Here is a 22,577-nt window from a genome sequence, read left to right on the forward strand (position 1 = left end):
CTTGGATAATTCGTGACAGGGATCAACGATCGCCGAAGCGGCGTATCGTCAACGGGTCGCCAGCAGCAAGCAGGACCTTGGCCAACAGGCCTTCCAGGGCCTGGAGCTCTTCGGCTGCCAGCGCGCCGCACAACTCGTTCATGGCTGCCGCGCCGATTTCCGGCAGGCGGTCAGCCAGGCGCTGGCCGTCGGCGGTAAGGGCCAAGCGCACCTGGCGACGGTCGTCGGCGCAACGGTTGCGCACGATCAGTTCCTTCTGCTCGAGGCGGTCGAGCATGCGGGTCATCGACCCGCTGTCCAGGCCCAGGTAGCGGCACAGCTCGGCCGGGGTGTCGACCTGGTACTGGGTGACGATGATCAGCACCTTGAACTGCGCGGCGGTGACGCCTTCGGATTCGAGGTGCCAGTCGAGAATGCGGTCCTTCAGGATCGCTGCGCGGCCAAGCAGCATGCCGATGGCACAGGTCTGGAAGTTTTCGGGGGAAAAATGGGCCATCGGCAACTGCTCGGGTAATTGTGTGAAAATATTACTGCCTAGGCAGTGAATGTCAAAGCTTTGATTAGGTTGCTATGGAATATTTCATGATACCCCCTTGCACGGCCCCTGTAGGAGCGGCCTTGTGTCGCGATGGGGCGCGAAGCGGCCCCAGGTTCTGTGCCACAGCATAAATTGCCGGGGCCGCTTCGCGCCCCATCGCGACACAAGGCCGCTCCTACAGGGCTTTGCGCCAGCCCCTGCTACAGTGTGCGCAGGCCCAGTGCCTCCACCGCCCCGCAGGCAATGGCCATGCCCACCAGCTCCGCCAGGCTATCGGCCTGCAACCGTTTCATCACTCGCCCCCGGTACAAGTCCACCGTCTTCACGCTGACGCCCAGCCGCTCGGCAATCTCGCGGTTGCTCAACCCCTGGGCCAACGGCACGAACACATCACGCTCGCGCGGGGTCAGGCCATCGATGCGCGCCTGCACCCGGGCCAGCGCCTGGTCGCCCCGGCGTGCCCGCCCGACGCTTTCCAGCGCGGCCTGTACGCTGTCGAGCAGCAACTGATCGTTGTAGGGTTTTTCGATGAAGTCGCAAGCGCCGGCCTTGAAAGCCCGCACCACGATCGGCACATCGGCATGGCCGCTGACGAAGATCACCGGCAAACCCAGGCCACGCTCGCGCATCGCCTGCTGCACCGCCAACCCGCCCAACCCTGGCATGCGCACATCCAGCAGCACGCAGGCCGGGCCATCGTCGACGCAGGCGTCGAGAAACGCCTGCCCGCTGGCGAACGGCAAGGCCTGCAAACCTACCGACTGCAGCAGCCACACCGTCGAGTCCCGCATGCCCTGGTCGTCATCGACCACATACACTTTCGCTTGCACCGCCCTCTCCCCTTATCCCCTGCTGACCGCCAGGCGGCAGCACAGTACCAGACCGCCATTGTCACCGGCTCGCGCCCACAGGCTGCCGCCAAAGCCTTCGATCAGGCTGCGGCTCATGCTCAGGCCCAGCCCCAGGCCGTCGGCCTTGCTGGTGGTGAACGGCGTGAAGATTTCATCCAGGCGCTCGGGCGCAACGCCCGGGCCCTGGTCGGCCACCTCGACCAGCACGCCGTCGCCATCGCGCGCGGCGCCGAGCAGGATACGTGACGGCCGCTCGCCATGCTGCTCGCGGTTGGCATCGATGGCGTTGCGCAGCAGGTTTACCAGTACCTGCTCCAGCAGTACCCGGTCGGCATACACCAAGGGCAGTTGCGCGCTCATGCGCAACTCGACCACCACCTGGTCACGCGCGGCCTCCCATGCGCACAGGCGCATGGCTTCGCCGGCCACCTCGGCCATGTCCAGCGCCTGCAGACGGCGCGGCCCCTTGCGCAGGAATGCGCGCAGGCGGCGGATCACCTCGGCGGCATGGGTGGCCTGTTCGCTGATGCGCTGCAAGCCCTGCCCCACCCGCTCGCGGGCCTGCGGGTCGCGCTCCAGGCCCTGCAGGTAGCGCTGGCTGGCGTTGGCGTAGTTGACCACTGCGGCCAACGGCTGGTTGATTTCGTGGGCAATACCCGATGCCAGCTCGCCCAGGGTGGCCAACCGGGCACTGTGCGCCAGGCTTTCCTGGGCCTCGATGCGCAGGGTGATGTCGCGTGACACGCTGACCACCTCCACCACCGCGCCGGTATACGTTTCGCGGATGGCCCGGCTGGCGATTTCGAACCAGCGGTAGCCGCCTGTGGCCTGGCGCACCCGGCAGGTCATGGTGTGGTAGCCGTCCTGGTCCAGGGCGGCGGCTGCCTGGCGCAGTACCTGGCGGCGCTCACGCGGGTGCAACAGGGTATGCACGGCCATGCCGCGCAGTTGCTCTGGCCACAGGCCAAGCAGGCGGAATGCCGCCGGCGAGGCATCGAGGAAACGGCCGTCGGGGCTGTGCCGGGAGATCAGGTCGGTGGTGTTTTCGATGATCAGCCGGTACAGCCGCCGGGCGCGGCTGGCCTCCCGTGCGCCATGGCGCTCGTCGCTGGCGTCTCGGCAACGCGCCAGCACCTGCTGGCCCTGGTCGTCAGGGATGAAACTCCACAGTACGATGCGTTCACCGACCTGCACTTCGACGTCGGCGATCGCCCGGCGCTGGCGCAGGCATGCGCGCACCAGGGCGGCGCAGTTGCCCGGCAGCCAGCTGGTCAGTGCCGGGCCTTCATCGACCCAGGCCTGCAGCGCCGGGTTGAGTGCCAGTGGCCTGGCGTCGCTGGCCAGCATCAGGCTGGGTTGCGGGTCCTTGGCGAGCAAGGGATAGGCTGTGTTGTCCACGGTAGGCGGCTCGTTGTTATAGTAGTTTTACTATATTGCTATAGTCGATATTCCTAATACCATAGCGACTCGCGTAAAACTGCGACAAGGGGGCGATCCAACATCCGCCTCCCTGCACCCTGAACAGAGCTAACAATCAGCCACCGGGGGCCAAGCGCACAGGTTGTGCCTGCCTCCCTTACAGGATCACCGCATGTCGATCTATGCCCAGGGCCTGATGCCCGCTGCCGTCAACCACGTCGCTCTCACCCCGCTCAGTTTCATCGAACGCACCGCTGCCGTATACGGCAATTACCCGGCGGTGATCCACGGTGCCATCCGCCGCAACTGGCAGCAGACCTACCAACGCTGCCGGCGCCTGGCCAGCGCCCTGGTGGGCCGGGGTATCGGCCGTGGCGACACCGTGGCGGTGATGTTGCCCAACATTCCGGCCATGCTCGAAGCCCATTTTGGCGTGCCCATGACCGGTGCCGTGCTCAATACCCTGAACGTACGCCTGGACGCCGAGGCCATCGCCTTCATGCTGCAGCATGGCGAGGCCAAGGTGCTGATCACCGACCGCGAGTTCCATACCGTCATCGAAGCGGCCCTGGCCTTGCTCGAGCACCCGCCCTTGGTGGTGGATGTGGATGACCCGGAGTACGGCGAAGGCCGTGCGGTCAGCGAACTGGATTATGAAGCGTTCCTCGCCGAAGGCGACCCGGACTTTGCCTGGGAATGGCCCGATGACGAGTGGCAGGCAATCTCGCTCAACTACACTTCCGGCACTACCGGCAACCCCAAGGGTGTGGTCTACCACCACCGTGGCGCTTACCTGAACGCGCTGGGCAACCAGATGGTCTGGGCGATGGGCCACCGCCCGGTGTACCTGTGGACCTTGCCGATGTTCCACTGCAACGGCTGGTGCTACCCGTGGACCATCACCGCGCTGGCCGGCACCCATGTGTTCCTGCGCCGGGTCGACCCGCAGAAGATCCTGACCCTGATCCGCGAGCACCGGGTCAGCCACCTGTGCGGCGCGCCGATCGTGCTCAACGCCCTGGTCAACATGCCCGAGGCAGCCAAGGCGGCCATCGAGCACCCGGTGCAGGCCATGGTCGCTGGCGCCGCGCCACCTGCCAAGGTCATCGGCGCCGTGGAAGAGATGGGCATCCAGGTTACCCACACCTACGGCCTGACCGAAGTCTACGGCCCGGTCACCGTGTGCGCCTGGCATGACGAATGGGATGAACTGTCGCTGGAAGAACGCGCGCGGATCAAGTCCCGTCAGGGTGTGCGCTACCCGACACTCGACGGCCTGATGGTTGCCGACCCGCAAACCCTCGAACCGGTGCCGCGCGACGGCAACACCCTGGGCGAGATCTTCATGCGTGGCAACACGGTGATGAAGGGCTACCTGAAGAACCCCGAGGCCACTGTCGAAGCCTTCCGTGGCGGCTGGTTCCACACCGGTGACCTGGCCGTGTGGCATGCCGACGGCTATGTCGAGATCAAGGACCGGCTCAAGGACATCATCATTTCCGGTGGCGAGAACATCTCCACCATCGAGGTCGAGAACGCCCTGTACAAGCACCCGGCGGTGCTGGAAGCCGCAGTAGTGGCGCGCCCGGATGAAAAATGGGGGGAAACCCCGTGTGCCTTCGTCGCCCTCAAGCCGGGCCGCGAAGACACCCGCGAAGCCGACCTCACCAGCTGGTGCCGCGAGCACCTGGCCGGGTTCAAGGTGCCGAAGACCGTGGTGTTCGGCGAATTGCCCAAGACCTCTACCGGCAAGATCCAGAAGTACGTGCTGCGCGACCGGGCCAAAGCCCTCTGAACCCGTAGCGGCCTCTTCGCGGGCATGCCCGCTCCCACAGGGATCGCACCAGACCTGAACCCTGCACTGTACCTGTGGGAGCGGGTTCACCCGCGAAGAGGCCCGCCCAGATTTCCCACTTTTTCAAGAGCCCCCAATGACCACCTACACAGCCCCCCTGCGCGACATGCGCTTCGTCCTGCATGACGTGTTCGACGCCCCGGCCCTGTGGGCCCGCCTGCCTGCCCTGGCCGAGCGCATCGACGCCGATACCGCCGATGCCATCCTCGAAGAAGCAGCCAAGGTCACCAGCCAGCTGATTGCCCCGCTCAGCCGCAACGGCGACGAGCAAGGCGTGCGCTTTGCCGCAGGCGAAGTCACCACCCCTGACGGCTTCCGCGAGGCCTGGCAAACCTACCACGAAGGCGGTTGGGTCGGCCTGGGCGGCAACCCCGAACATGGCGGCATGGGCATGCCGAAGATGCTAGGTGTGCTGTTCGAAGAAATGCTCTACGCCGCCGACTGCAGCTTCAGCCTGTATTCGGCATTGAGCGCCGGCAGCTGCCTGGCCATCGATGCCCATGCCAGCGAAACGCTCAAGGCCACCTACCTGCCGCCCCTGTACGAAGGCCGCTGGGCCGGCACCATGTGCCTCACCGAACCCCATGCCGGCACCGACCTGGGGCTGATCCGCAGCCGCGCCGAGCCCCAGGCCGACGGCAGCTATCGCATCAGCGGCAGCAAGATCTTCATCACCGGCGGCGAACAGGACCTGACCGAAAACATCGTCCACCTGGTGCTGGCCAAGCTGCCGGATGCGCCAGCGGGCGCCAAGGGCATCTCGCTGTTTCTGGTGCCCAAGTACCTGGTCGAGGCAGATGGGCGCCTGGGAGCGCGCAATGCCGCCCATTGCGGCTCGATCGAACACAAGATGGGCATCAAGGCCTCGGCCACCTGCGTGATGAACTTCGATGGTGCCGTCGGCTACCTGGTGGGCGAGCCGAACAAGGGCCTGGCGGCGATGTTCACCATGATGAACTACGAGCGCCTGTCCATCGGCATCCAGGGCATCGGTTGTGCCGAGGCGTCCTACCAGAGCGCCGCCCGCTACGCCAACGAACGCCTGCAAAGCCGCGCCGCCAGCGGCCCACAGGCACAGGACAAGGCTGCCGACCCGATCATCCACCACGGCGATGTGCGGCGCATGCTGCTGACCATGCGTACCCTCACCGAAGGTGGCCGGGCGTTTGCCGCCTACGTCGGCCAGCAACTGGACCTTGCACGCTACGCCGAAGACGCCGCCGAGCGCGAGCATGCGCAGCGCCTGGTGGCGCTGCTGACGCCGGTGGCCAAGGCGTTCTTCACCGACAACGGCCTGGAAAGCTGCGTGCTTGGCCAGCAGGTGTATGGCGGCCATGGCTACATTCGCGAATGGGGCCAGGAGCAGCGGGTGCGCGACGTGCGCATCGCGCAGATCTACGAAGGCACCAACGGCATCCAGGCCCTCGACCTGCTCGGGCGCAAGGTACTGGCCGACGGTGGCCAGGCGCTGACCAGCTTTGCCGCCGAGGTGCGGGCCTTCAGCGTGGATGCGCCGCTGCACCGTGAAGCCCTGCAAGCGAGCCTGGCGCGGCTGGAGGCCACCAGCGCCTGGCTGCAGGCGCGGGCCGGCGAAGATGCCAACCTGGTCAGCGCGGTGGCGGTGGAATACCTGCAGCTGTTCGGGCTGACGGCGTATGCCTACATGTGGGCGCGGATGGCGGCGGTGGCGTTGGCCAGGCGTGACGAGGATGCTGCGTTTCATGGGGCCAAGCTTGCGTGTGCGGAGTTCTTCTTCCAGCGGGTGTTGCCGCGGGGGTTGGGGCTGGAAGCGAGCATTCGGGCGGGAAGTGGCAGCCTTTATGGGATGACAGCCGAACAATTCTGATCTTCCTGCTCCGGCCTCATCGCCGGCAAGCCGGGCTCCCACAGGGATCGCGCAAGCCCAAGGCCTTGTGCAGTCCCTGTGGGAGCCTGGCTTGCCGGCGATGGGCTGCAAGGCAGCCCCAAGGATCTCAGCAATTTCTTACATGCGCGAAGGGTTCTCAAACGCCGGAAAACCATCATCAATCCGACGAAAACCGGCACAACTGATAGTCATTCGCCATTACCTCGGTTCTCGGGAGCCCTCCAGCAAGGGTAGAATGCGCAAAACCCGGAGCCGCAATGAACCACGACCGCCTCAATCCCAGCCCAGACGATGCCATCACCGACGCCGCCGCGAACTGGTGCATGCGCCTGCACGCCGAAGATTGCACGGTGGCCGAGCGCGAGGCGTTCGCCCGCTGGCTGGCGGCCGACCCGCGGCACGCCGAGGAATATCAGGCAATGCTGGAAATCTGGCAAACCGCCGACCTGCTGCCGCGCAATGCCACTGTCATCGACTTCAACCCGCCCGTGCAAAAGGCTGCGCGCCCGGGCAACTGGCGGCCGCTGGCATCCGCCGCCGCGATCGCCCTGGCGGTGCTGCCGCTGGCCGGTTGGGTGGGCTGGGAACAAGGCTGGCTGCCCAATCACTACCAGCACTTCGAAGCCGACGAGCACATGCAGACCGTGCAGCTGAGCGATGGCAGCACGGTGCAGCTCAACCTCAACACCGAGCTCACCTACCTCAACTACAAGGACCAGCGCCAGGTCTTGCTCAAGCGTGGCGAGGCGTTCTTCAAGGTACAGCACGACAGCAGCCACCCGTTCATCGTGCATGCCGGTCGTGGCCAGACCCGCGTCACCGGCACCCAGTTCAACGTGTGGAAGTACCAGGACCAGGTCAAGGTCACCCTGGTGGAAGGTTCGGTACTGGTATCCAGCGACGGCAGTGCCAGCGGCTACCGCCTGGGCCCGGGGATGCAGGCCAGCTACCACAAGGGCGACTTCGAGCCGCAACTGGAGCAGAGCGACGACTACGGCAACAGCCTGGCCTGGCGCGACGGCAAGCTGGTGCTCGACAACCTGAGCCTGGAAGAGGCCCTGCCGGTGATCAACCGCTACCTCGACGCACCGCTGCTGCTGGCCGACGCCAGCACCGGCCGCATCCGCATCAGCGGCATCTACAACACCCGCGAGGTGGGGCGCCTGGTCAACAACCTGCCCAAGGTGCTGCCGGTCTACCTGACCCGCAGCAAGGACGGCAGCACCGTCCTCAACCGCATCTCGCCGCCGCCCGACAAGGGCTGACGCCCTCCCCGTCTTACAGCGTCATCGCCGCCAACCAGCCGAACGCCAGCAGTGGCAGGTTGTAGTGGATGAAGGTAGGCACCACGGTGTCCCAGATATGGTGGTGCTGGCCATCCACGTTCAACCCCGAGGTTGGGCCCAGGGTCGAGTCCGAGGCAGGCGAGCCCGCATCACCCAGGGCACCGGCGGTACCGACGATGCACACCGTGGCCAGCGGGTCGAAGCCCAGCTGCACGCACAGCGGCACGAAGATCGCGGCCAGGATCGGCACGGTGGAGAACGACGAGCCGATGCCCATGGTCACCAGCAGGCCCACCAGCAACATCAGCAAGGCACCAATGCCCTTGCTGTGGTCGATCCACTGTGCCGAGGTTTCCACCAGGCTCTGCACTTCGCCGGTGGCCTTCATCACATCGGCGAAGCCTGAGGCGGCAATCATGATGAAGCCGATCATGGCCATCATCTTCATGCCTTCGGTGAACAGGTCGTCAGTGTCCTTCCAGCGCACGATGCCCGACAGCGAGAAGATCAGGAAGCCGACCATGGCGCCGATGATCATCGAGTCCAGCCACAACTGGACGATGAACGCCGAGGCAATCGCCAGCCCGGCCACCAGCAGGGTCAGCGGGTTGTACTGCACGCTCACCTGCTCCACCTGCTCGATGCGTGCCAGGTCGTAGTCACGCTTCTTGCGGTAGCTGATGAATACTGCCAGCAACAGGCCAGCCAGCATGCCGGCGGCTGGGATGGCCATGGCGTGGGTGACATTCACGCCACTTACGTCGACACCCGCGCGGGCAACGTTGGCCAGCAGGATTTCGTTGAGGAAGATGTTGCCAAAGCCCACCGGCAGGAACATGTACGGGGTGATCAGGCCGAAGGTGATCACACAGGCGATCAGCCGGCGGTCGATGCGCAGGCGGGTCAGCACGTACAGCAGCGGCGGCACCAGCAAGGGGATGAAGGCAATGTGGATAGGCAGGATGTTCTGCGACGACACCGCCACCACCAGCATCAGGCCCACCAGCAGCCATTTGACCTTGCCGCCATTGGCATGGCCCTGGCGGTCGATCATGGCCAGGGCGCGGTCGGCCAGGGCATGGGCCAGGCCGGACTTGGCGATGGCCACGGCAAAGGCGCCCAGCAGTGCATAGGACAGGGCTACCGTAGCCCCGCCGCCGAGGCCGCCGTTGAAGGCCTTGAGCGTACCCTCGATACCCAGGCCACCCACCAGCCCACCGGCCAGGGCCCCGATGATCAGGGCGATGACCACGTGCACGCGGGACAGGCTGAGTATCAGCATGATGCCGACCGCGGCGATCACTGCATTCATGGTTGGCTTACCTCATTGCGACAGAAAAAAAGCGCGCACTGTGCAGCAGTGGGCGGCGGATGTCAAAAACGCCATGTTGCGGCGCATTACCAATGCCTGGTGCGGCCCGGCGGTTAAATTGAACGTTTGAATAAAGAAAAGCCCGCGATGGCCGACACAATCGTCAGCCACACTCTTATTACAAGGGATCCGCCCCCATGCCTTTGCGCCAACTTTCCATCCAGTGGAAGATCACCCTGCTCGCCGGTCTCTGCCTGGCCGGCATCGTCACCCTGCTCGTCGGCCTGTCGCTGTACCGCATGGACCACAGCTCGGACCTGGTCAAGGCCAGCAGCATGCAGATGCTGACCGAGTCGGCGCAGTCGCGCATAGAGTCGCAGGGCGAGGTGCAGGCGCTGAACATCCGCCGCCAGTTCATGGACGCCTACCAGTACGGCGCCGGTTTCGCCCGCCAGGTGCTGTTCCTGCGCGAGCAGGCGGAAAAGCGCTTTCTCGATGCCTTCGACCTGCGCGAGGACATGACCCGCCAGGTGCGCGCCGCCCTGCAGGCCAACCCTGAGCTGCTCGGCCTGTCGCTGGTGTTCGAGCCCAACGCCCTGGACAACAAGGACAGCCTGTTCGCCGGCAAGGCGGAACTGGGCAGCAACGAAACCGGGCGCTTCGCCCTGTACTGGTCGCAACCGCGTGTCGGCCAGCTGACGGCCATGGCCCTGCCCGAACAGGATATGGCCAACACCGAGATCGGCCCCAGCGGCCAGCCAGCCAACACCTGGTGGGTGTGCCCACGCACGTCCGGCAAAGTGTGCGTGGTGGAACCCTACTTCTACGACATCGATGGCCAGCAGGTGCTGATGACCAGCATCGTCTTCCCGCTGGCGGTAGACGGCAAGGTGATCGCCACCCTGTCCATCGACATCAACCTCAACAGCCTGCAGGCACTGAGCCAGGAGGCCAGCCGCGGCCTGTACGAAGGCCGCACCACGGTCGGCATCCTCAGCCCGGTCGGCCTGCTGGCCGGCTACAGCGCCGACGCCAGCAAGCTGGCCCAGCGCTTCGACCAGGTCGACACCGCCAAGGGCGCCGAACTGGTGCGCAAGCTGGCCGACGGCAAGATGACCATCGTCCATGACCAGCAGCGCCTGAAGGTGCTGGCCGCATTCCGGCCGATTCCGGATGCCCAGCCTTGGGGCGTGCTGCTGGATGTGCCGGAAAACGCCCTGACCGGCCCGGCCGAAGCGCTTAAACAGGAACTGGACGCGCTGAACACCAGCGGCACCCTTCTGGAACTTGGCCTGGGCCTGGCGGCGGCGATTGCCGGCCTGCTGATGGTGTGGCTGATGGCCCGCGGCGTTACCCGGCCGATCCTCGGCGTGGCAAGCATGCTCAAGGACATCGCCAGCGGCGAAGGTGACCTGACCCGCCGCCTGACTTACCAGAAGCAGGACGAACTGGGTGAACTGGCCGGCTGGTTCAACCGCTTCCTCGACAAGCTGCAGCCGACCATCGCCGAGGTCAAACGCTCGGTGCAAGCCGCCCGTGGCACCGCCGACCAGTCTTCGGCAATTGCCACCCAGACCAGCGCCGGCATGGAGCAGCAGTACCGCCAGGTCGACCAGGTGGCCACTGCCTCCCACGAGATGAGTGCCACCGCCCAGGACGTCGCCCGCAGCGCCGCCCAGGCCGCGCAGGCCGCCCGCGACGCCGACCAGGCCACCCGCGAAGGCCTGGCAGTGATCGACCGCACCACCCACAGCATCGATGCCCTGGCCGCCGACATGAGCAACGCCATGGCCGAAGTCGAGGGCCTGGCGCAGAACAGCGAGAAGATCGGTTCGGTACTGGAGGTGATCCGTTCGATCGCCGAACAGACCAACCTGCTGGCGCTCAACGCCGCCATCGAGGCGGCCCGCGCCGGTGAAGCCGGCCGGGGCTTTGCCGTGGTCGCGGACGAGGTGCGCAACCTGGCCCAGCGTACCCAGGAATCGGTGGAAGAAACCCGCCAGGTGATCGAGGCTTTGCAGAACGGTACTCGCGAAGTGGTCGGGGCCATGGACAACAGCCACCGCCAGGCCCAGGGCGGCGTGCAGCAGGTTGGCCAGGCCGTCACCGCGCTGCAGCGCATCGGCCAGGCCGTGACGGTGATCACCGACATGAACCTGCAGATCGCCTCGGCCGCCGAGGAGCAGAGCGCGGTGGCCGAGGAAATCAACAGCAACGTGGCGACCATCCGCGACGTCACCGAGTCGCTGTCCGGGCAGGCCAACGAGTCGGCACGGGTCAGCCAGTCACTGAACAGTCTGGCCAACCAGCAGCAGGCGCTGATGGACCAGTTCCGCGTGTGACTGGATCAGGGCCGGCCCTGCCGGCCCTGGCTCAGGCCTCGAACCTGCCCCCGCCGAGAATGCGGTCCAGCAGCACCAACGCGCCATGCACATTGGGCCTGGCGCCCATCGGCAACACGTCGGTGCCGGGCAACGTGGCATCGTGATACCCGGACGCCATGACCAACTGGTGCATCTGGTTGCCATTGAGGTAGATGTGGTGGTGCTCCATGGCATAGGACTGGATCAGGCTCAGTGTGCCGCACACCATCGGCGTCGCACTGGACGTGCCGCCGTAGTTGTCTGTGTAGTCCCGATCATCGCCGGACAGGTCCTGCAAGCTGCCATAGGAAAGCGTGACTACGCTGTCACCCCAGGCATTGAGCATGCGGTAAGGGTAATGGTGGTTGGAGTAGGCGTGGGGCTTGCCGTCATACGAGTGGCTGGCGCCCACCAGAATGGTACCTGAATCGCCATGGTCATCGAAGTAACGCCAATTGGCCAGGTCTACGCCTTGCCCCGCCTGGGTACCTCGTTCCGCAAGGGTCTTGCTGCTGCCATTGGCTGCGGCATTGACCACCACCGCACCGCGCTGACTCAGCTGAAGCATGACGGTCCACCAGGCCTTGTCGTGCAAGGACGGCAGCATCGTGCTCAACACATCGATATTTGCAGTCTGGCGATTGATGCCGACAATATCCCCAGGCTCCACATTGCGCAGCAGATCCTTGAGCGCCTGGAAATTGCCCTGGGCGTCTTGCGCGCGGTTGTTGTACAGGTACAGCTCGCTGTCATGGCTGATTCCGGTAACCCCCATGCCGTTGCGCGCGGCCAGAATCACCCCTGCCGAAGCCGTGCCATGGCTGGGGTCATGGTTGGGCTCAAGCGAGATGACTTGCAGGGCGGGGTTGCCGCGCAGGTCTTCATGCTGCGGGTACAACCCACCATCGCTGAAGTGGATACGCGCCCCCTTGCCCGTCACCTTGTTGGCCCAGGCCTTGCGCACATTCAGGCCCTTCCACCGGGGGCCGGGTTCGTCGAGGTAGTTCTGGCGTGATTCGAAGTCGGGCGTGGGCTGAGCATTTTCATAAGCCCTGTTGCCTGCCACCACTGCAGTACCTGTCAGCAAGGTTGCCAGCACCCCCGCCAGCACGAACGCGACAGGGTGTGGTTCCGAAGGTGGCGGCGACATCTGCATGGATACGACATAGTCCAGCGCGGCCAACGACTTGAGCAATGCCAGATAGGTGTCATTGAGCATGCCGGCAGGCTGGTCGAGGTAATAGTGCTGACGTAGTGCCAGGAGCCTGTCATCGTCCACTTCATGCTCGTCCAGCACCGGCCTGAGCGCGATCACCGACTTCAGGTTCGGCCAATAGCGAACCAGCGTCGAGCCCGAGCCTGGCTCCAGGTCGTCAAGGAAGTGCTCATACCCACCGCTAGCGAACTCGATGACCAGTGTCGGGTACGAGGTACCTGGCGCCAACGTGGGAAGCGTTTGCTGAGCGTGATCAGCCACGTCCGCGGGGCTTGCCGCCCGCTTGCGACGCTTGGCGGCAGAAGGCAACGGGACCTTGTCGAGCACGCTGCGGTTGATCTCCTCGACCGCGATATCGAGTACCAGCGGCGGCATGTCGATGACACCGGCCGGCCCGACAGGCCGGTTCATCGCCCGGGCATGTTCATCTCGCAGCACCACCCTTGGCCGGATGGTGTAGATCCCCGCCTCCTCCTCGGCGAACAAAGTGGCTGGGCAGCCGTGGTCACTCGTTTTGCCGGTGTGTGCCTGGGAATAGGCCGAAACCCCTCGGAACGACACCGGGCCATCCGGGCCGGCCCGCTCCAGTTCGTAGCGAATGCGGTTGACCTTGTGCAGGTCTGTGCCAATGCAACGAACATGCAGCTTTCCATCGAATCGGAAGTTGCGGTAATAAATAAAATTCAAGTCCAGCGTCATCAGGAATGCCTCGCAGAATGTGCTTGCCAAACGGCACTGCGCACCTTTGCAAACCGCTGCTCCCACTCGCAGCAGGAGCCCGTTCCATGCTGCTGTCGGCAACGCCTGGGAGGGGTCGTCTACACTTGCCCGCACCTACCCCACGGCAATCGACGAAGGCCCCGATGAAGAAAATTCCAACGCTACTGGCCGGTCTGCTGCTGGCGGTGGGCATGGCCAGCACCGATAGCGCCGCTTCGGCGGAACGGACCACGCCCATTCACTTTGGCGCCATCGGCTGGGAAAGCGGCGCCCTCACCACCGAGATCCTGCGGCTGATCGTGGAGCGCGGGTATGGCTACCCCACCGACACCCTGCCCGGCAGCACCGTCAGCATGGAAGTGGCGCTGGCGCGCAACGACCTGCAAGTAATTGCCGAGGAATGGGCCGGGCGCAGCCCTGCCTGGGTCAAGGCAGAAGCCGCCGGGCAGGTGTTCGCGTTGGGCGATACGGTCAAGAATGCCGAAGAAGGCTGGTGGGTGCCGGCCTACGTGATCGAGGGCGATGCGGCACGCAAGCTGAAACCCGTGGCGCCGGAATTGCGCAGCGTCGAGGACCTCAAGCGCTACCCGCAGGTGTTCCGCGACCCCGAGTCGCCCGGCAAAGGGCGCTTTCTCAACAGCCCCAGCGGCTGGACATCCGAGACCGTCAACAGCCAGAAACTCAAGGCCTACGGGCTGAATGAGCTCTATACCAACTTCCGCAGCGGCTCCGGCGCTGCAATGGATGCCGAAATCGACTCGGCCATCCGCCGTGGCCAACCGGTGCTGTTCTACTACTGGAACCCTACCCCTTTGATGGGGCGTTACAAACTCATACGCCTGCAAGAGCCGCCGTTCGATGCCCAGGCCTGGGCCACCCTCACCGATGCCGGCAACCCCGAGCCCAAGGGCAGCAGCTCGCTGCCGGCCAAATTGTCGATTGGCGTGTCCAGGGCCTTTCGCGAGGGCTACCCGGAGCTGGTGAGCGTGTTCGAGCGGGTCGACCTGCCCATCGACCAACTGAACAGCGCACTGGCCGAGATGAGCGAAAAGCGCACGCCGCCCCGTGACGCTGCCCTCACCTTCCTGCGCGATAATCGCGAAGTGTGGAAAGCCTGGTTGCCTGCGGACATTGCCAGCAAGGTCGAGGGCAGCCTGTGAGCGGCGGCTTCCCTGAAACCCTGCAATTCTCCTTTGCCGACAGCGTCAACCGCCTGGTCGACTGGCTGGTGCTGCATTACGGCGATCACCTGCGCAGCGTCTCGGACCAGTTGCTGCAACTGCTGGTCGGCCTGGAAACCCTGCTGCGCCTGCTGCCGTGGTGGCTGCTGCTGTTGCTGATCGGCCTGCTCGCCTGGCATGCCAGCCGCAGCTTGCTGCGCAGCGCGGTACTGGTGGCGCTGCTGGCCCTGATCGGTATGCTCGGGTTGTGGGACAAACTGCTGCAGACCATGGCGTTGGTGCTGGTCAGTACAGGCCTCTGCGTGTTGGTGGGTGTGCCGCTGGGCATCCTGCTGGCTGCCCGGCCGCTGGCGAAGCGGGTGCTGTTGCCGGTACTGGATGTGATGCAGACATTGCCGGCCTTCGTTTACCTGATCCCGGTGCTGATGCTGTTCGGCCTGGGCAAGGTGCCCGCCGTGTTCGCCACGCTGATCTATGCCCTGCCACCGCTGGTGCGGCTGACCGAACTGGGGCTGAGCCAGATCGACCCTTCGTTGTTGCAGGCCGCCCATGGCCTTGGGGCCAGCCGCTGGCAGCGATTGCGGCGCATCGCCCTGCCGCTGGCGCTGCCCAGCATCATGGCCGGGCTCAACCAGTCGGTGATGATGGCCCTGTCGATGGTGGTGGTGGCTTCGATGATTGGCGCCCGCGGGCTGGGCGAGGATGTGCTGTCGGGGATCCAGACCTTGAATGTCGGCCAAGGCGTCGAGGCCGGGCTGGCGATCGTCGCCCTGGCCATGGTGATCGACCGAATCAGCCAGGCCTATGGGCGTAACCAGCGCTGAGCAGCACAAGGCTGCGCCTACAGGGTTAGCGCCATGGTTCAAGCATGCGCAATACCTGTAGGAGCAGCCTTGTGCTGCGAAAGGGCCGGGCCTGACAATGCAACCCTGTCAGCCTGAAACCGGACCCACCCGCATGTCCCTCAAAGCCCTGCGCACCCTGGTGACCATCGCCCGTCACGGCACCTTCGCCCGTGCCGCCGATCTGCTCAGCCTCACCCCTTCGGCGGTCAGCCTGCACATCAAGACCCTCGAAGACGAACTGCAGGTGACCTTGTTCGACCGCAGCCGCAGGCAAGTGTCGCTGACCGAAGCCGGCCAGTTGGCGGTGGCCCGGGCCGAAACCATCCTGGCTGCCTATGACGAACTGGCCGACGCCCTGGCCAGCGGCCCGAGCCTGCGCGGCCGCCTGCGCCTGGGGGCGATCCACACGGTGCTGGCGCGGCGCCTGCCCAAGGCGCTGGTGTGGATCAAGGCGCACCATCCGCAGTTGCATGTCAGCGTGGCCTCCGGCATGTCGGCGGAACTGGCACGGCGGGTGGAAGACGGCGAGCTCGATGCGGCGATCACCACCGAACCGGTCAGCCCCTACCCACAAAGCCTGGACTTCACGCCGTTGTTCGAAGACCGCTTCTGGGCAATCGCCAGCCCCGACCTCGCCGGGCAAAGCGTGCCCCAGTTGCTGGCCAGCCAGCCGTTCCTGCGCTTCGACAAGCGTGCCTGGGCCGGCCGACAGATCGAGCAGGAGCTGCGCCGCCAGCATTTGCAGGTGAGCGAACAGATGGAACTGGACAGCCAGGAAGCGCTGGCGCGCATGGCGGTGATGGGCCTGGGCGTGGCAATCATCCCCATGGCCGATGACGACCTGCAACGCTTGCCTCCGGCCACCTGCCTGCCATTTGGCGAACCGCAGCTGACCCGGCGGGTGGTGTTGCTGGAGCATGAGAAGAGCCAGCGGCGGCATTTGAGTGCGGTGCTGAAGACTGCGCTGGAGGCGTGAAGGTTCGCAGGGCCTTGTAGGAGCGGCCTTGTGTCGCGAAAGGGCCGCAAAGCGGCCCCGGCAATTTTGTGGCGATGCCGATATCCTGGGGGCGCTTCGCACCCCTTTCGCGACACAAGGCCGCTCCTACAAGAGCCAGTGTCGACTTCAACCATGCATTTTTCCTCAACAGTCAGTGCAGAAAACAACGTTTTTACAGATCGATCCGTACCAGTAGGCTGTGCCCCGTACCCGACCACGGAACGTCGCCCATGCTCCACTTGCTGCTGACTACCCTGCTGCCGATCATCCTGCTGATTGCCCTGGGCACTTTCCTGCGCCTGCGCGGCTTCCTCGCCGACAACTTCTGGCCCGGCGCAGAGCGCCTTAGCTATTACGTACTGCTGCCGTCACTGTTCCTCCATGGCCTGGCCACCGCCAACCTCGATGGCGTGCCGGTGCTGGGCATGGTCGGCGTGCTGATGCTCTCGACCCTGGCCGGGGCCGTGCTGCTGGTGCTGTACCAGGGCGCAATGAACCATGACGGTGCCGACTTCACTTCGGTGTTCCAGGGCGGCATCCGCTTCAACAACTACATCGGCGCCACCCTTGCAGCAGGTATCTATGGCAGCGCCGGCATCGCCCTGGCGGCGGTGGCCAACGCTGCAATCGTGCCCCTGGTCAACCTGCTTTGCGTGCTGGTGTTCGCCCGCTTCAGTGCCCGCCATAGCTCACCAGCGACGGTGCTGCGGGCCATCTTCGCCAACCCCTTGATCGTCGGTTGCGCCGGCGGGTTGCTGCTGCGCGCCAGCGGGCTGGGCTTGCCAGCGGGTATCGAACCCACGGTCAAGGCCCTGGGCCAGGCCGCCCTGCCGCTGGGCCTGCTGTGCGTCGGCGCAGCCCTGGGTGGCGCCCGCCTGGGCCAGCAGGTGCGCCCGCTGATGGCAGCGTCGGCATTCAAGTTCCTGGTCATGCCGCTGACCACATGGGGCTTGTGCCGCCTGCTTGGCCTGGGTGGCCAGGCAGCAGTGGTTGCGGTGCTGTTCCAGGCGCTGCCGACCGCGTCGTCTTCCTATGTGATGGCCCGGCAAATGGGCGGTAACGCACCGCTGATGGCGACCATCATCGCCCTGCAGACCGTGGTCGCCGCCGCCACCCTGCCTTTGGTACTGATGCTCGCGCTTGGCTAGACTGTGAACCAGCCCACAGTTCGGGGAGCTTGCATCATGCGCTTTTCGTGGATGGTGATCGGCCTGGCCTCGGCCCTGCTCGCAGGCCCCTTGCACGCCGCCGACCCGGCCAAGGCTGCCGTCGCCGAGGACAAGGCCGAGGTGCTCGAGGAAAAAGTGGTGAATGACACACCACCCCCGAAAAAGGCCGAGACTCTCACACCGGGCGAAGCGCAGGCAGTGGACCCGGCCGGCCAGGCGCCGCTGGATGACAGCATCACCTGCCTGGCCCGCACCATCTACTGGGAGGCCAAAGGTGCCGACGCCGAAGACATGGCCGCCGTGGCCAACGTCGTGCTCAACCGCCTGGGCCACGATGGCTTCCCGGATACAATCTGCGGCGTGGTCAAGCAGGGTGTGGAAAGCAAGGCCTGCCAGTTCTCCTGGTGGTGCGACGGGCGCCCGGACCAGGTCGAAGAAGCGCAACGCTACGGCATTGCCAAGGAAATCGCGCGCAAGGCGCTCAACCAGCAGTTGAAAGACCGCACCGGCGGTGCCTTGTACTTCCACGACCGCAATGTGCGCCCGGACTGGGCCAAAGCCTATCGCCGGACGGCGCAGACCAGGCATTTTCTATTCTACAAACCGAACCAGGCGGTGGCGCGCTGATACCCGCCGGGCGCCGGCAAACGGGCTGACAGCGTTGGTTCGATAAGAATGATTACCAACTGTTCGCACTTTTCCGATGATCAGTGGTCTACTCCCTCTTTTGCCGCCAGCAACGAATGCCGGCGTTTTCATTGCTTTGCACGATCCCGGGCCAAAAGCCCCGGGCTTGTGTAGGATGAGCAGCGCAAACCACGACGCTGCCAGTCATAGGGAGATCCACATGCGCGTCCTGTCATCCGTTGCCGCCTTGTCGTTGGGTCTGGTCGTCTCGGCCGGGGCACTGGCTGCCACCGGCGAAGAGGCGCAACTGATCGATTCGATCAATGTCTACCGCAGCAAGGCCCAGCCCTGCGGTGGTGAAGCGTCGTTGGAGCTGCCACCGCTCAACAGCGATACCCGCCTGGCACTGTCGCCGGAGGGTACCCGCGACCTGCAGCAGGCCATGACCCGCGCCGCCTACCCGATGGTCAACGTGCAGGCCATCAGCCTGTCGGGGCCACGTGATGCGCGCGCGGCCATGCATGCCATCGAGGAGAGTTTCTGCCAGGTGGTGCTCGACCCGCAGTTCGTCGATATCGGCGTCAGCCAGGAAGGCCGCGACTGGCGCATCGTGCTGGCCCGGCCGCTGCTCAGTGGTCGCCTGGGCGACTGGCAGGCCGAGGGGCAGAAGGTGCTGCAGGAAATCAATGCCGCGCGCAAGGTACCGCGCCAATGCGGTGGCCAGCCCTTCGCCGCCGCCCCCGCGCTGAGCTGGAGCACGGTGCTGGCCGGGGTTGCCGCCAACCACACCCGGGCCATGGCCAACCAGAACTTCTTCGACCACATCGACAAGGACGGCCGCACCCCCGGTGACCGGGCAGAACTGGCCGGCTACCTGTATCAGCAGATTGGCGAAAACATCGCCGCCGGGCGTGACACCGCGCGCAAGGTGGTCGATGGCTGGCTGGATAGCCCGGGGCATTGCGCGACGCTGATGAACCCGGACTTTCGTGAGCTGGGCGCTGCGTATGCAGTGGACCCGAAGAGTGACGCAGGGATTTACTGGACGGGGTTGTTCGGGACGCCGCAGTAAGCCCGCTCTCACAGGGCTGCACATGACTCACTGAATCAGGAGGAACCCTGTGGGAGCGGCTTTAGCCGCGAACACCGGCGCAGCCGGTGCCATGCACCGCGGTGGATTCTTCGCGGCTGAAGCCGCTCCCACAGGGAACCGTGCGCGGCTTCAAAGCGGGTTGGTGCCTGCGCGCAGTTCCAGGGCCGTGCAACCAAACCGTCGCCGCACGCACTTGCCCAGGTAACTGGCATCGCCCAGGCCCACTTCATCGGCAATCTGCGCCAGGCTGTGGCTGGAATTGAGCAAGCGCCAGCGCGCCTGTTGCAGGCGCATCTCCAGCCACCAGGCCTTGGCGCTCATGCCATGGCTGGCGTGAAACTGCCGGTCCAGCTGGCGCCGGCTGATGCCCAGCTCCGCCGCCAACTGCTCCGCGGTCAACGGCGTACCCAGGTGATGGCGCATCAACGCTTGCGCACGCTGCACCTGCCTGCCCTGCCCGGCCCCCAGTTCCAGCGAGCGCAAGGCATGGCGGCTATCGCGGGTTTCATCCACCAGCATGTCGGCCAGGCCCTTGAGCGCCCGGGCCCGCCCGCAGGCACGTGACAACAGCGCGACGGCCAGGTCGATGGCGGCGGTGCCGCCGGCGCAGGTGATGCGGCTACCGTCGATGCAATACAGCTGCTCGGTCAGCACCTGCAAATGCGGGAAGGCCGCACGGAATTCGGCTTCGTGGCGCCAGTGCACCACTACCTTGTGCCCCTGCAACAACCCGCAGGCGGCCAACAGGAAAGCGCCGTTATCGACCCCCACCAGCTTGACGCCAGCCTTGCCGGCCTGCCTTAGCAAGGCCCGGTAGCGAGGCGCCAGCGCGGCAGTGGCCATGGCGTTGCGCCCGCCGAACACCACAAGGTAGTCGAAACCGGCCAGCTCGAGCTGGCCTGCGACGGCCTCGACCTGCACCACCGCGCCACTGCTCGACGGCACCGGGTCCAGGGTCAGCCCCGCCACGGTCCAGCTGCAGTAGCGCTGCTGGCTGTAGTCCTCGTCGTCGGCACTGAAACGCAACTTGTCGAGAAAGGCCCCGAACGGCAGCAGGGCAAAATCCGGTAATGGCAAGATCAGCAAGCGGATATCGGGGAGCATTGGCATCGCGTCCAGAAACGACCATTCAATGTCCGGATCATACCCTTGCCGGCCAAGGCCGGCGCCATAGACTGGCGCCCTCCACACCAACAAGGCATTTCCCCCATGGCACTCGACACTTGGCTCATCTACCTGCTGGCGAGCATCGGCCTGTCGCTGACCCCGGGCCCCAACAGCCTGCTGGCCCTGACCCACGGTGCCTTGTATGGCGCACGCCGGACATTGTTCACCATCGTTGGCGGGGTGTTTGGCTTCAGTGCCCTGATCGCCCTGGCCATGTTCGGCCTCAGCGCTTTGCTACAGGCTTCGGCGTCGGTGCTGAGCGTGCTCAAGTGGGTGGGTGGTGCCTATCTGATCTGGCTGGGTATCCAGCTGTGGCGCAGCCCGGGCCTGCACCTGGAACTGACCGCGCAAAGCGCGCGGCTGGGCAATGCCGGCCTGTTCCGCCAAGGCCTGCTGTCGGCCATGGCCAACCCCAAGGTGTTGCTGTTCTATGGTGCTTTCCTGCCGCAATTCATCGACCCGCAGCGTGGGTTGCTGCTGCAGTTCGTGGTGATGGCGGCTACCTTTGCCAGTGTCGAGTTCCTGGTCGAATACCTGCTGGCACGCCTGGCATTTCGCATCCGGCCATGGCTGGCCAAGGGCGGCAAGGGCTTCAACCGCTGCTGCGGCAGCCTGTTTGCCGTGATAGGTGTGGCGTTGCCGCTTGGGCGGTAGCACTACGAAAAGGCTGTCGCGATCCCTGTAGGAGCGGCCTTGTGTCGCGAAAGGGCTGCAAAGCAGCCCCGGCAATATCAGCAGCGAAGCCGATATCCCGGGGCCGCTGCGCGCCCCATCGCGACACAAGGCCGCTCCTACAGGGATCGCGACAACCTGTGGGCTCGCATTCAACCCCGGCGCGCTTTGGCCAGGAAGATGAGCAAGGCCACACCCGGCAACCCCGCCCCCACCAGCGCCACACCCTGCCAGCCAAACTGGCCGAACACCGCACTGGCAACCGCCGAACCGAGCGCCCCACCCAGGAAGATGCTGGTCATGTACACCGCGTTCAGCCGCCCGCGGCTGGCCGGGTCCAGCGCGTACACTTCACGCTGGCCGATGACCATGTTCATCTGCACCGCAAAATCCAGCAGCACGCCGGTCACGCCCAGGCCGATCACGCTGTAGCCCGGTGCCGTCAGCCCCAGCAACAGTGCCGCCGGTGCCAGCAACAACGCCAGCAGCGAACCGGCCCGGGCATGCCCGGCATCGGCCAGGCGGCCGGCCATGGGTGCGGCAACGGCGCCCACCGCGCCCACCAGGGCGAATACCGCGATCTGGCTCTGCGACAGGCCATGCTGGGTTGCCAGGGCCATCGGCACCGCCGTCCAGTAGAGGCTGAACGCCGCGAACATCAATGCCTGGTACAGCGAGCGCTGGCGCAGCAAAGGATAACGGCGCAGCAGCGTGAGCAGCGACAGCATCAGCCCCGCATAGCTGGCCTTGTGCTCAGGCACTCGCCGCGGCAAGGTCAGGGCCAGCAACAGGATGATCGCCAGCATCACCCCGGCAGCGCCAATGAACACCGCACGCCAGCCGAAGTAGTCGGCCACCAGGCTGGACAACGGCCGCGCCAGCAGGATACCCAGCAGCAGGCCGCCCATGATGTTGCCGACCACCCGCCCACGCTGCTGCTCCGGCGCCAGGTGCGCCGCCAGCGGAATGAGCATCTGTACCGCCACGGAACTGAAACCGATCAGCAGTGCATAGCCAAGGAACAGCTGGCCCTGGCCACTGCTGCTGGTCCCCGCCAGCAGCAGGCTGACACAGGCCAGCACAGCAGTAGCCACCATCAAGCGGCGGTTTTCCAACAGGTCGGCCAGCGGTACCAGCAACAGCAGGCCCAAGGCATAGCCCAGCTGCGTGAGCGAAACGATGAGGCTGGCATGCTCGGTGGACAGCCCCAGGTCCGGGGCGATCAGCCCGACGATGGGCTGGGCATAGTAGATATTGGCGACGATCGCGCCGCAGCAGAACGCCAGCAGGGCGACCAGGGCCCGGCTGAGGCCGGTGGCTGCAGGCTGCGCGGCGGCAAGGGAGGGATTCATGCGAGTGTCCTCGGCAATGGCTGGAATATGCCGGCCACCTTACCCAG

18 protein-coding genes and 1 pseudogene are annotated in these 22,577 nt (G+C 65.3%); 12 read left to right on the forward strand and 7 right to left on the reverse strand.

Going from position 1 to position 22,577, the window contains the following annotated elements; translation table 11 throughout:
* Window positions 1-22: 22 nt before the first annotated feature.
* The 3 genes from RIN61_RS00475 to RIN61_RS00485 all read right to left on the reverse strand — a co-directional run bounded on the left by RIN61_RS00475 (window position 23) and on the right by RIN61_RS00485 (window position 2,787).
* A complete protein-coding gene (locus RIN61_RS00475) occupies window positions 23-496 on the reverse strand; it encodes a MarR family winged helix-turn-helix transcriptional regulator (RefSeq protein WP_112252549.1) in 474 nt (157 codons plus the stop codon).
* A 242-nt stretch (window positions 497-738) separates the two neighbouring features.
* On the reverse strand, window positions 739-1,368 hold the full coding sequence (locus RIN61_RS00480) for a response regulator transcription factor (RefSeq protein ID WP_313855237.1): 630 nt from the start codon (window positions 1,366-1,368) through the stop codon (window positions 739-741).
* Between the two features lie 12 nt (window positions 1,369-1,380).
* Window positions 1,381-2,787, reverse strand: coding sequence for a sensor histidine kinase (locus tag RIN61_RS00485; protein ID WP_313855239.1), 1,407 nt, complete (start codon window positions 2,785-2,787; stop codon window positions 1,381-1,383).
* A gap of 193 nt (window positions 2,788-2,980) precedes the next feature.
* On the opposite strand from RIN61_RS00485, the gene RIN61_RS00490 reads away from it, so the two are divergent.
* From RIN61_RS00490 to RIN61_RS00500, 3 genes are all read left to right on the forward strand, one after another.
* Window positions 2,981-4,603, forward strand: coding sequence for an acyl-CoA synthetase (locus RIN61_RS00490; RefSeq protein WP_112252552.1), 1,623 nt, complete (start codon window positions 2,981-2,983; stop codon window positions 4,601-4,603).
* 136 nt (window positions 4,604-4,739) lie between these two features.
* Window positions 4,740-6,509 (forward strand): acyl-CoA dehydrogenase C-terminal domain-containing protein, encoded by a 1,770-nt coding sequence (locus RIN61_RS00495; RefSeq protein ID WP_313855240.1) that lies wholly within the window; start codon window positions 4,740-4,742, stop codon window positions 6,507-6,509.
* 278 nt (window positions 6,510-6,787) lie between these two features.
* On the forward strand, window positions 6,788-7,795 hold the full coding sequence (locus RIN61_RS00500) for a FecR family protein (protein WP_313855241.1): 1,008 nt from the start codon (window positions 6,788-6,790) through the stop codon (window positions 7,793-7,795).
* A gap of 13 nt (window positions 7,796-7,808) precedes the next feature.
* On the opposite strand, the gene RIN61_RS00505 is transcribed toward RIN61_RS00500, so the two are convergent.
* Window positions 7,809-9,128 carry a Na+/H+ antiporter family protein gene (locus RIN61_RS00505; RefSeq protein ID WP_207878897.1) on the reverse strand — a complete coding sequence of 440 codons (1,320 nt, stop codon included), beginning with the start codon at window positions 9,126-9,128 and terminating at the stop codon, window positions 7,809-7,811.
* A 518-nt stretch (window positions 9,129-9,646) separates the two neighbouring features.
* Here RIN61_RS00505 and RIN61_RS26665 point away from each other — a divergent pair.
* Window positions 9,647-10,612: pseudogene (locus RIN61_RS26665) on the forward strand (PDC sensor domain-containing protein); the annotation flags it as partial.
* 102 nt (window positions 10,613-10,714) lie between these two features.
* Entirely contained in the window at window positions 10,715-11,470 is a 756-nt protein-coding gene (locus tag RIN61_RS26670; RefSeq protein WP_370290277.1) for a methyl-accepting chemotaxis protein, read from the forward strand.
* Window positions 11,471-11,501: 31 nt separating this feature from the next.
* Here the strand turns inward: RIN61_RS26670 and RIN61_RS00515 are convergent, their stop codons facing one another.
* A complete protein-coding gene (locus tag RIN61_RS00515; protein WP_313855245.1) occupies window positions 11,502-13,394 on the reverse strand; it encodes a S8 family peptidase in 1,893 nt (630 codons plus the stop codon).
* A gap of 176 nt (window positions 13,395-13,570) precedes the next feature.
* Here RIN61_RS00515 and RIN61_RS00520 point away from each other — a divergent pair, with 176 nt between their 5' ends.
* The 6 genes from RIN61_RS00520 (at window position 13,571) to RIN61_RS00545 (ending at window position 19,318) form a co-directional block, all read left to right on the forward strand.
* A complete protein-coding gene (locus RIN61_RS00520; RefSeq protein WP_313855246.1) occupies window positions 13,571-14,587 on the forward strand; it encodes an ABC transporter substrate-binding protein in 1,017 nt (338 codons plus the stop codon).
* Entirely contained in the window at window positions 14,584-15,432 is an 849-nt protein-coding gene (locus RIN61_RS00525) for an ABC transporter permease (RefSeq protein WP_313855247.1), read from the forward strand. The genes RIN61_RS00520 and RIN61_RS00525 overlap by 4 nt, the downstream gene beginning before the upstream one ends.
* A 133-nt stretch (window positions 15,433-15,565) precedes the next feature.
* Window positions 15,566-16,429 (forward strand): LysR family transcriptional regulator, encoded by an 864-nt coding sequence (locus RIN61_RS00530; protein ID WP_133971982.1) that lies wholly within the window; start codon window positions 15,566-15,568, stop codon window positions 16,427-16,429.
* 251 nt (window positions 16,430-16,680) lie between these two features.
* Entirely contained in the window at window positions 16,681-17,598 is a 918-nt protein-coding gene (locus RIN61_RS00535; protein ID WP_112252560.1) for an AEC family transporter, read from the forward strand.
* 36 nt (window positions 17,599-17,634) lie between these two features.
* Window positions 17,635-18,246, forward strand: a complete 612-nt coding sequence (locus RIN61_RS00540; protein WP_133971978.1) for a cell wall hydrolase — start codon at window positions 17,635-17,637, stop codon at window positions 18,244-18,246.
* Between the two features lie 220 nt (window positions 18,247-18,466).
* Window positions 18,467-19,318 (forward strand): CAP domain-containing protein, encoded by an 852-nt coding sequence (locus RIN61_RS00545; protein ID WP_025338862.1) that lies wholly within the window; start codon window positions 18,467-18,469, stop codon window positions 19,316-19,318.
* Between the two features lie 150 nt (window positions 19,319-19,468).
* On the opposite strand, the gene RIN61_RS00550 is transcribed toward RIN61_RS00545, so the two are convergent.
* Window positions 19,469-20,443 carry a GlxA family transcriptional regulator gene (locus tag RIN61_RS00550; RefSeq protein ID WP_252378760.1) on the reverse strand — a complete coding sequence of 325 codons (975 nt, stop codon included), beginning with the start codon at window positions 20,441-20,443 and terminating at the stop codon, window positions 19,469-19,471.
* Window positions 20,444-20,548: 105 nt separating this feature from the next.
* Here RIN61_RS00550 and RIN61_RS00555 point away from each other — a divergent pair, with 105 nt between their 5' ends.
* Window positions 20,549-21,160, forward strand: a complete 612-nt coding sequence (locus tag RIN61_RS00555) for a LysE family translocator (protein ID WP_207878889.1) — start codon at window positions 20,549-20,551, stop codon at window positions 21,158-21,160.
* Between the two features lie 170 nt (window positions 21,161-21,330).
* Here RIN61_RS00555 and RIN61_RS00560 read toward each other — a convergent pair whose 3' ends face one another.
* Window positions 21,331-22,530, reverse strand: a complete 1,200-nt coding sequence (locus tag RIN61_RS00560) for an MFS transporter (protein WP_112252565.1) — start codon at window positions 22,528-22,530, stop codon at window positions 21,331-21,333.
* Between the last annotated feature and the right edge of the window lie 47 nt (window positions 22,531-22,577).

The organism is Pseudomonas inefficax, assembly GCF_032164165.1.
Lineage (GTDB): Bacteria > Pseudomonadota > Gammaproteobacteria > Pseudomonadales > Pseudomonadaceae > Aquipseudomonas > Aquipseudomonas inefficax.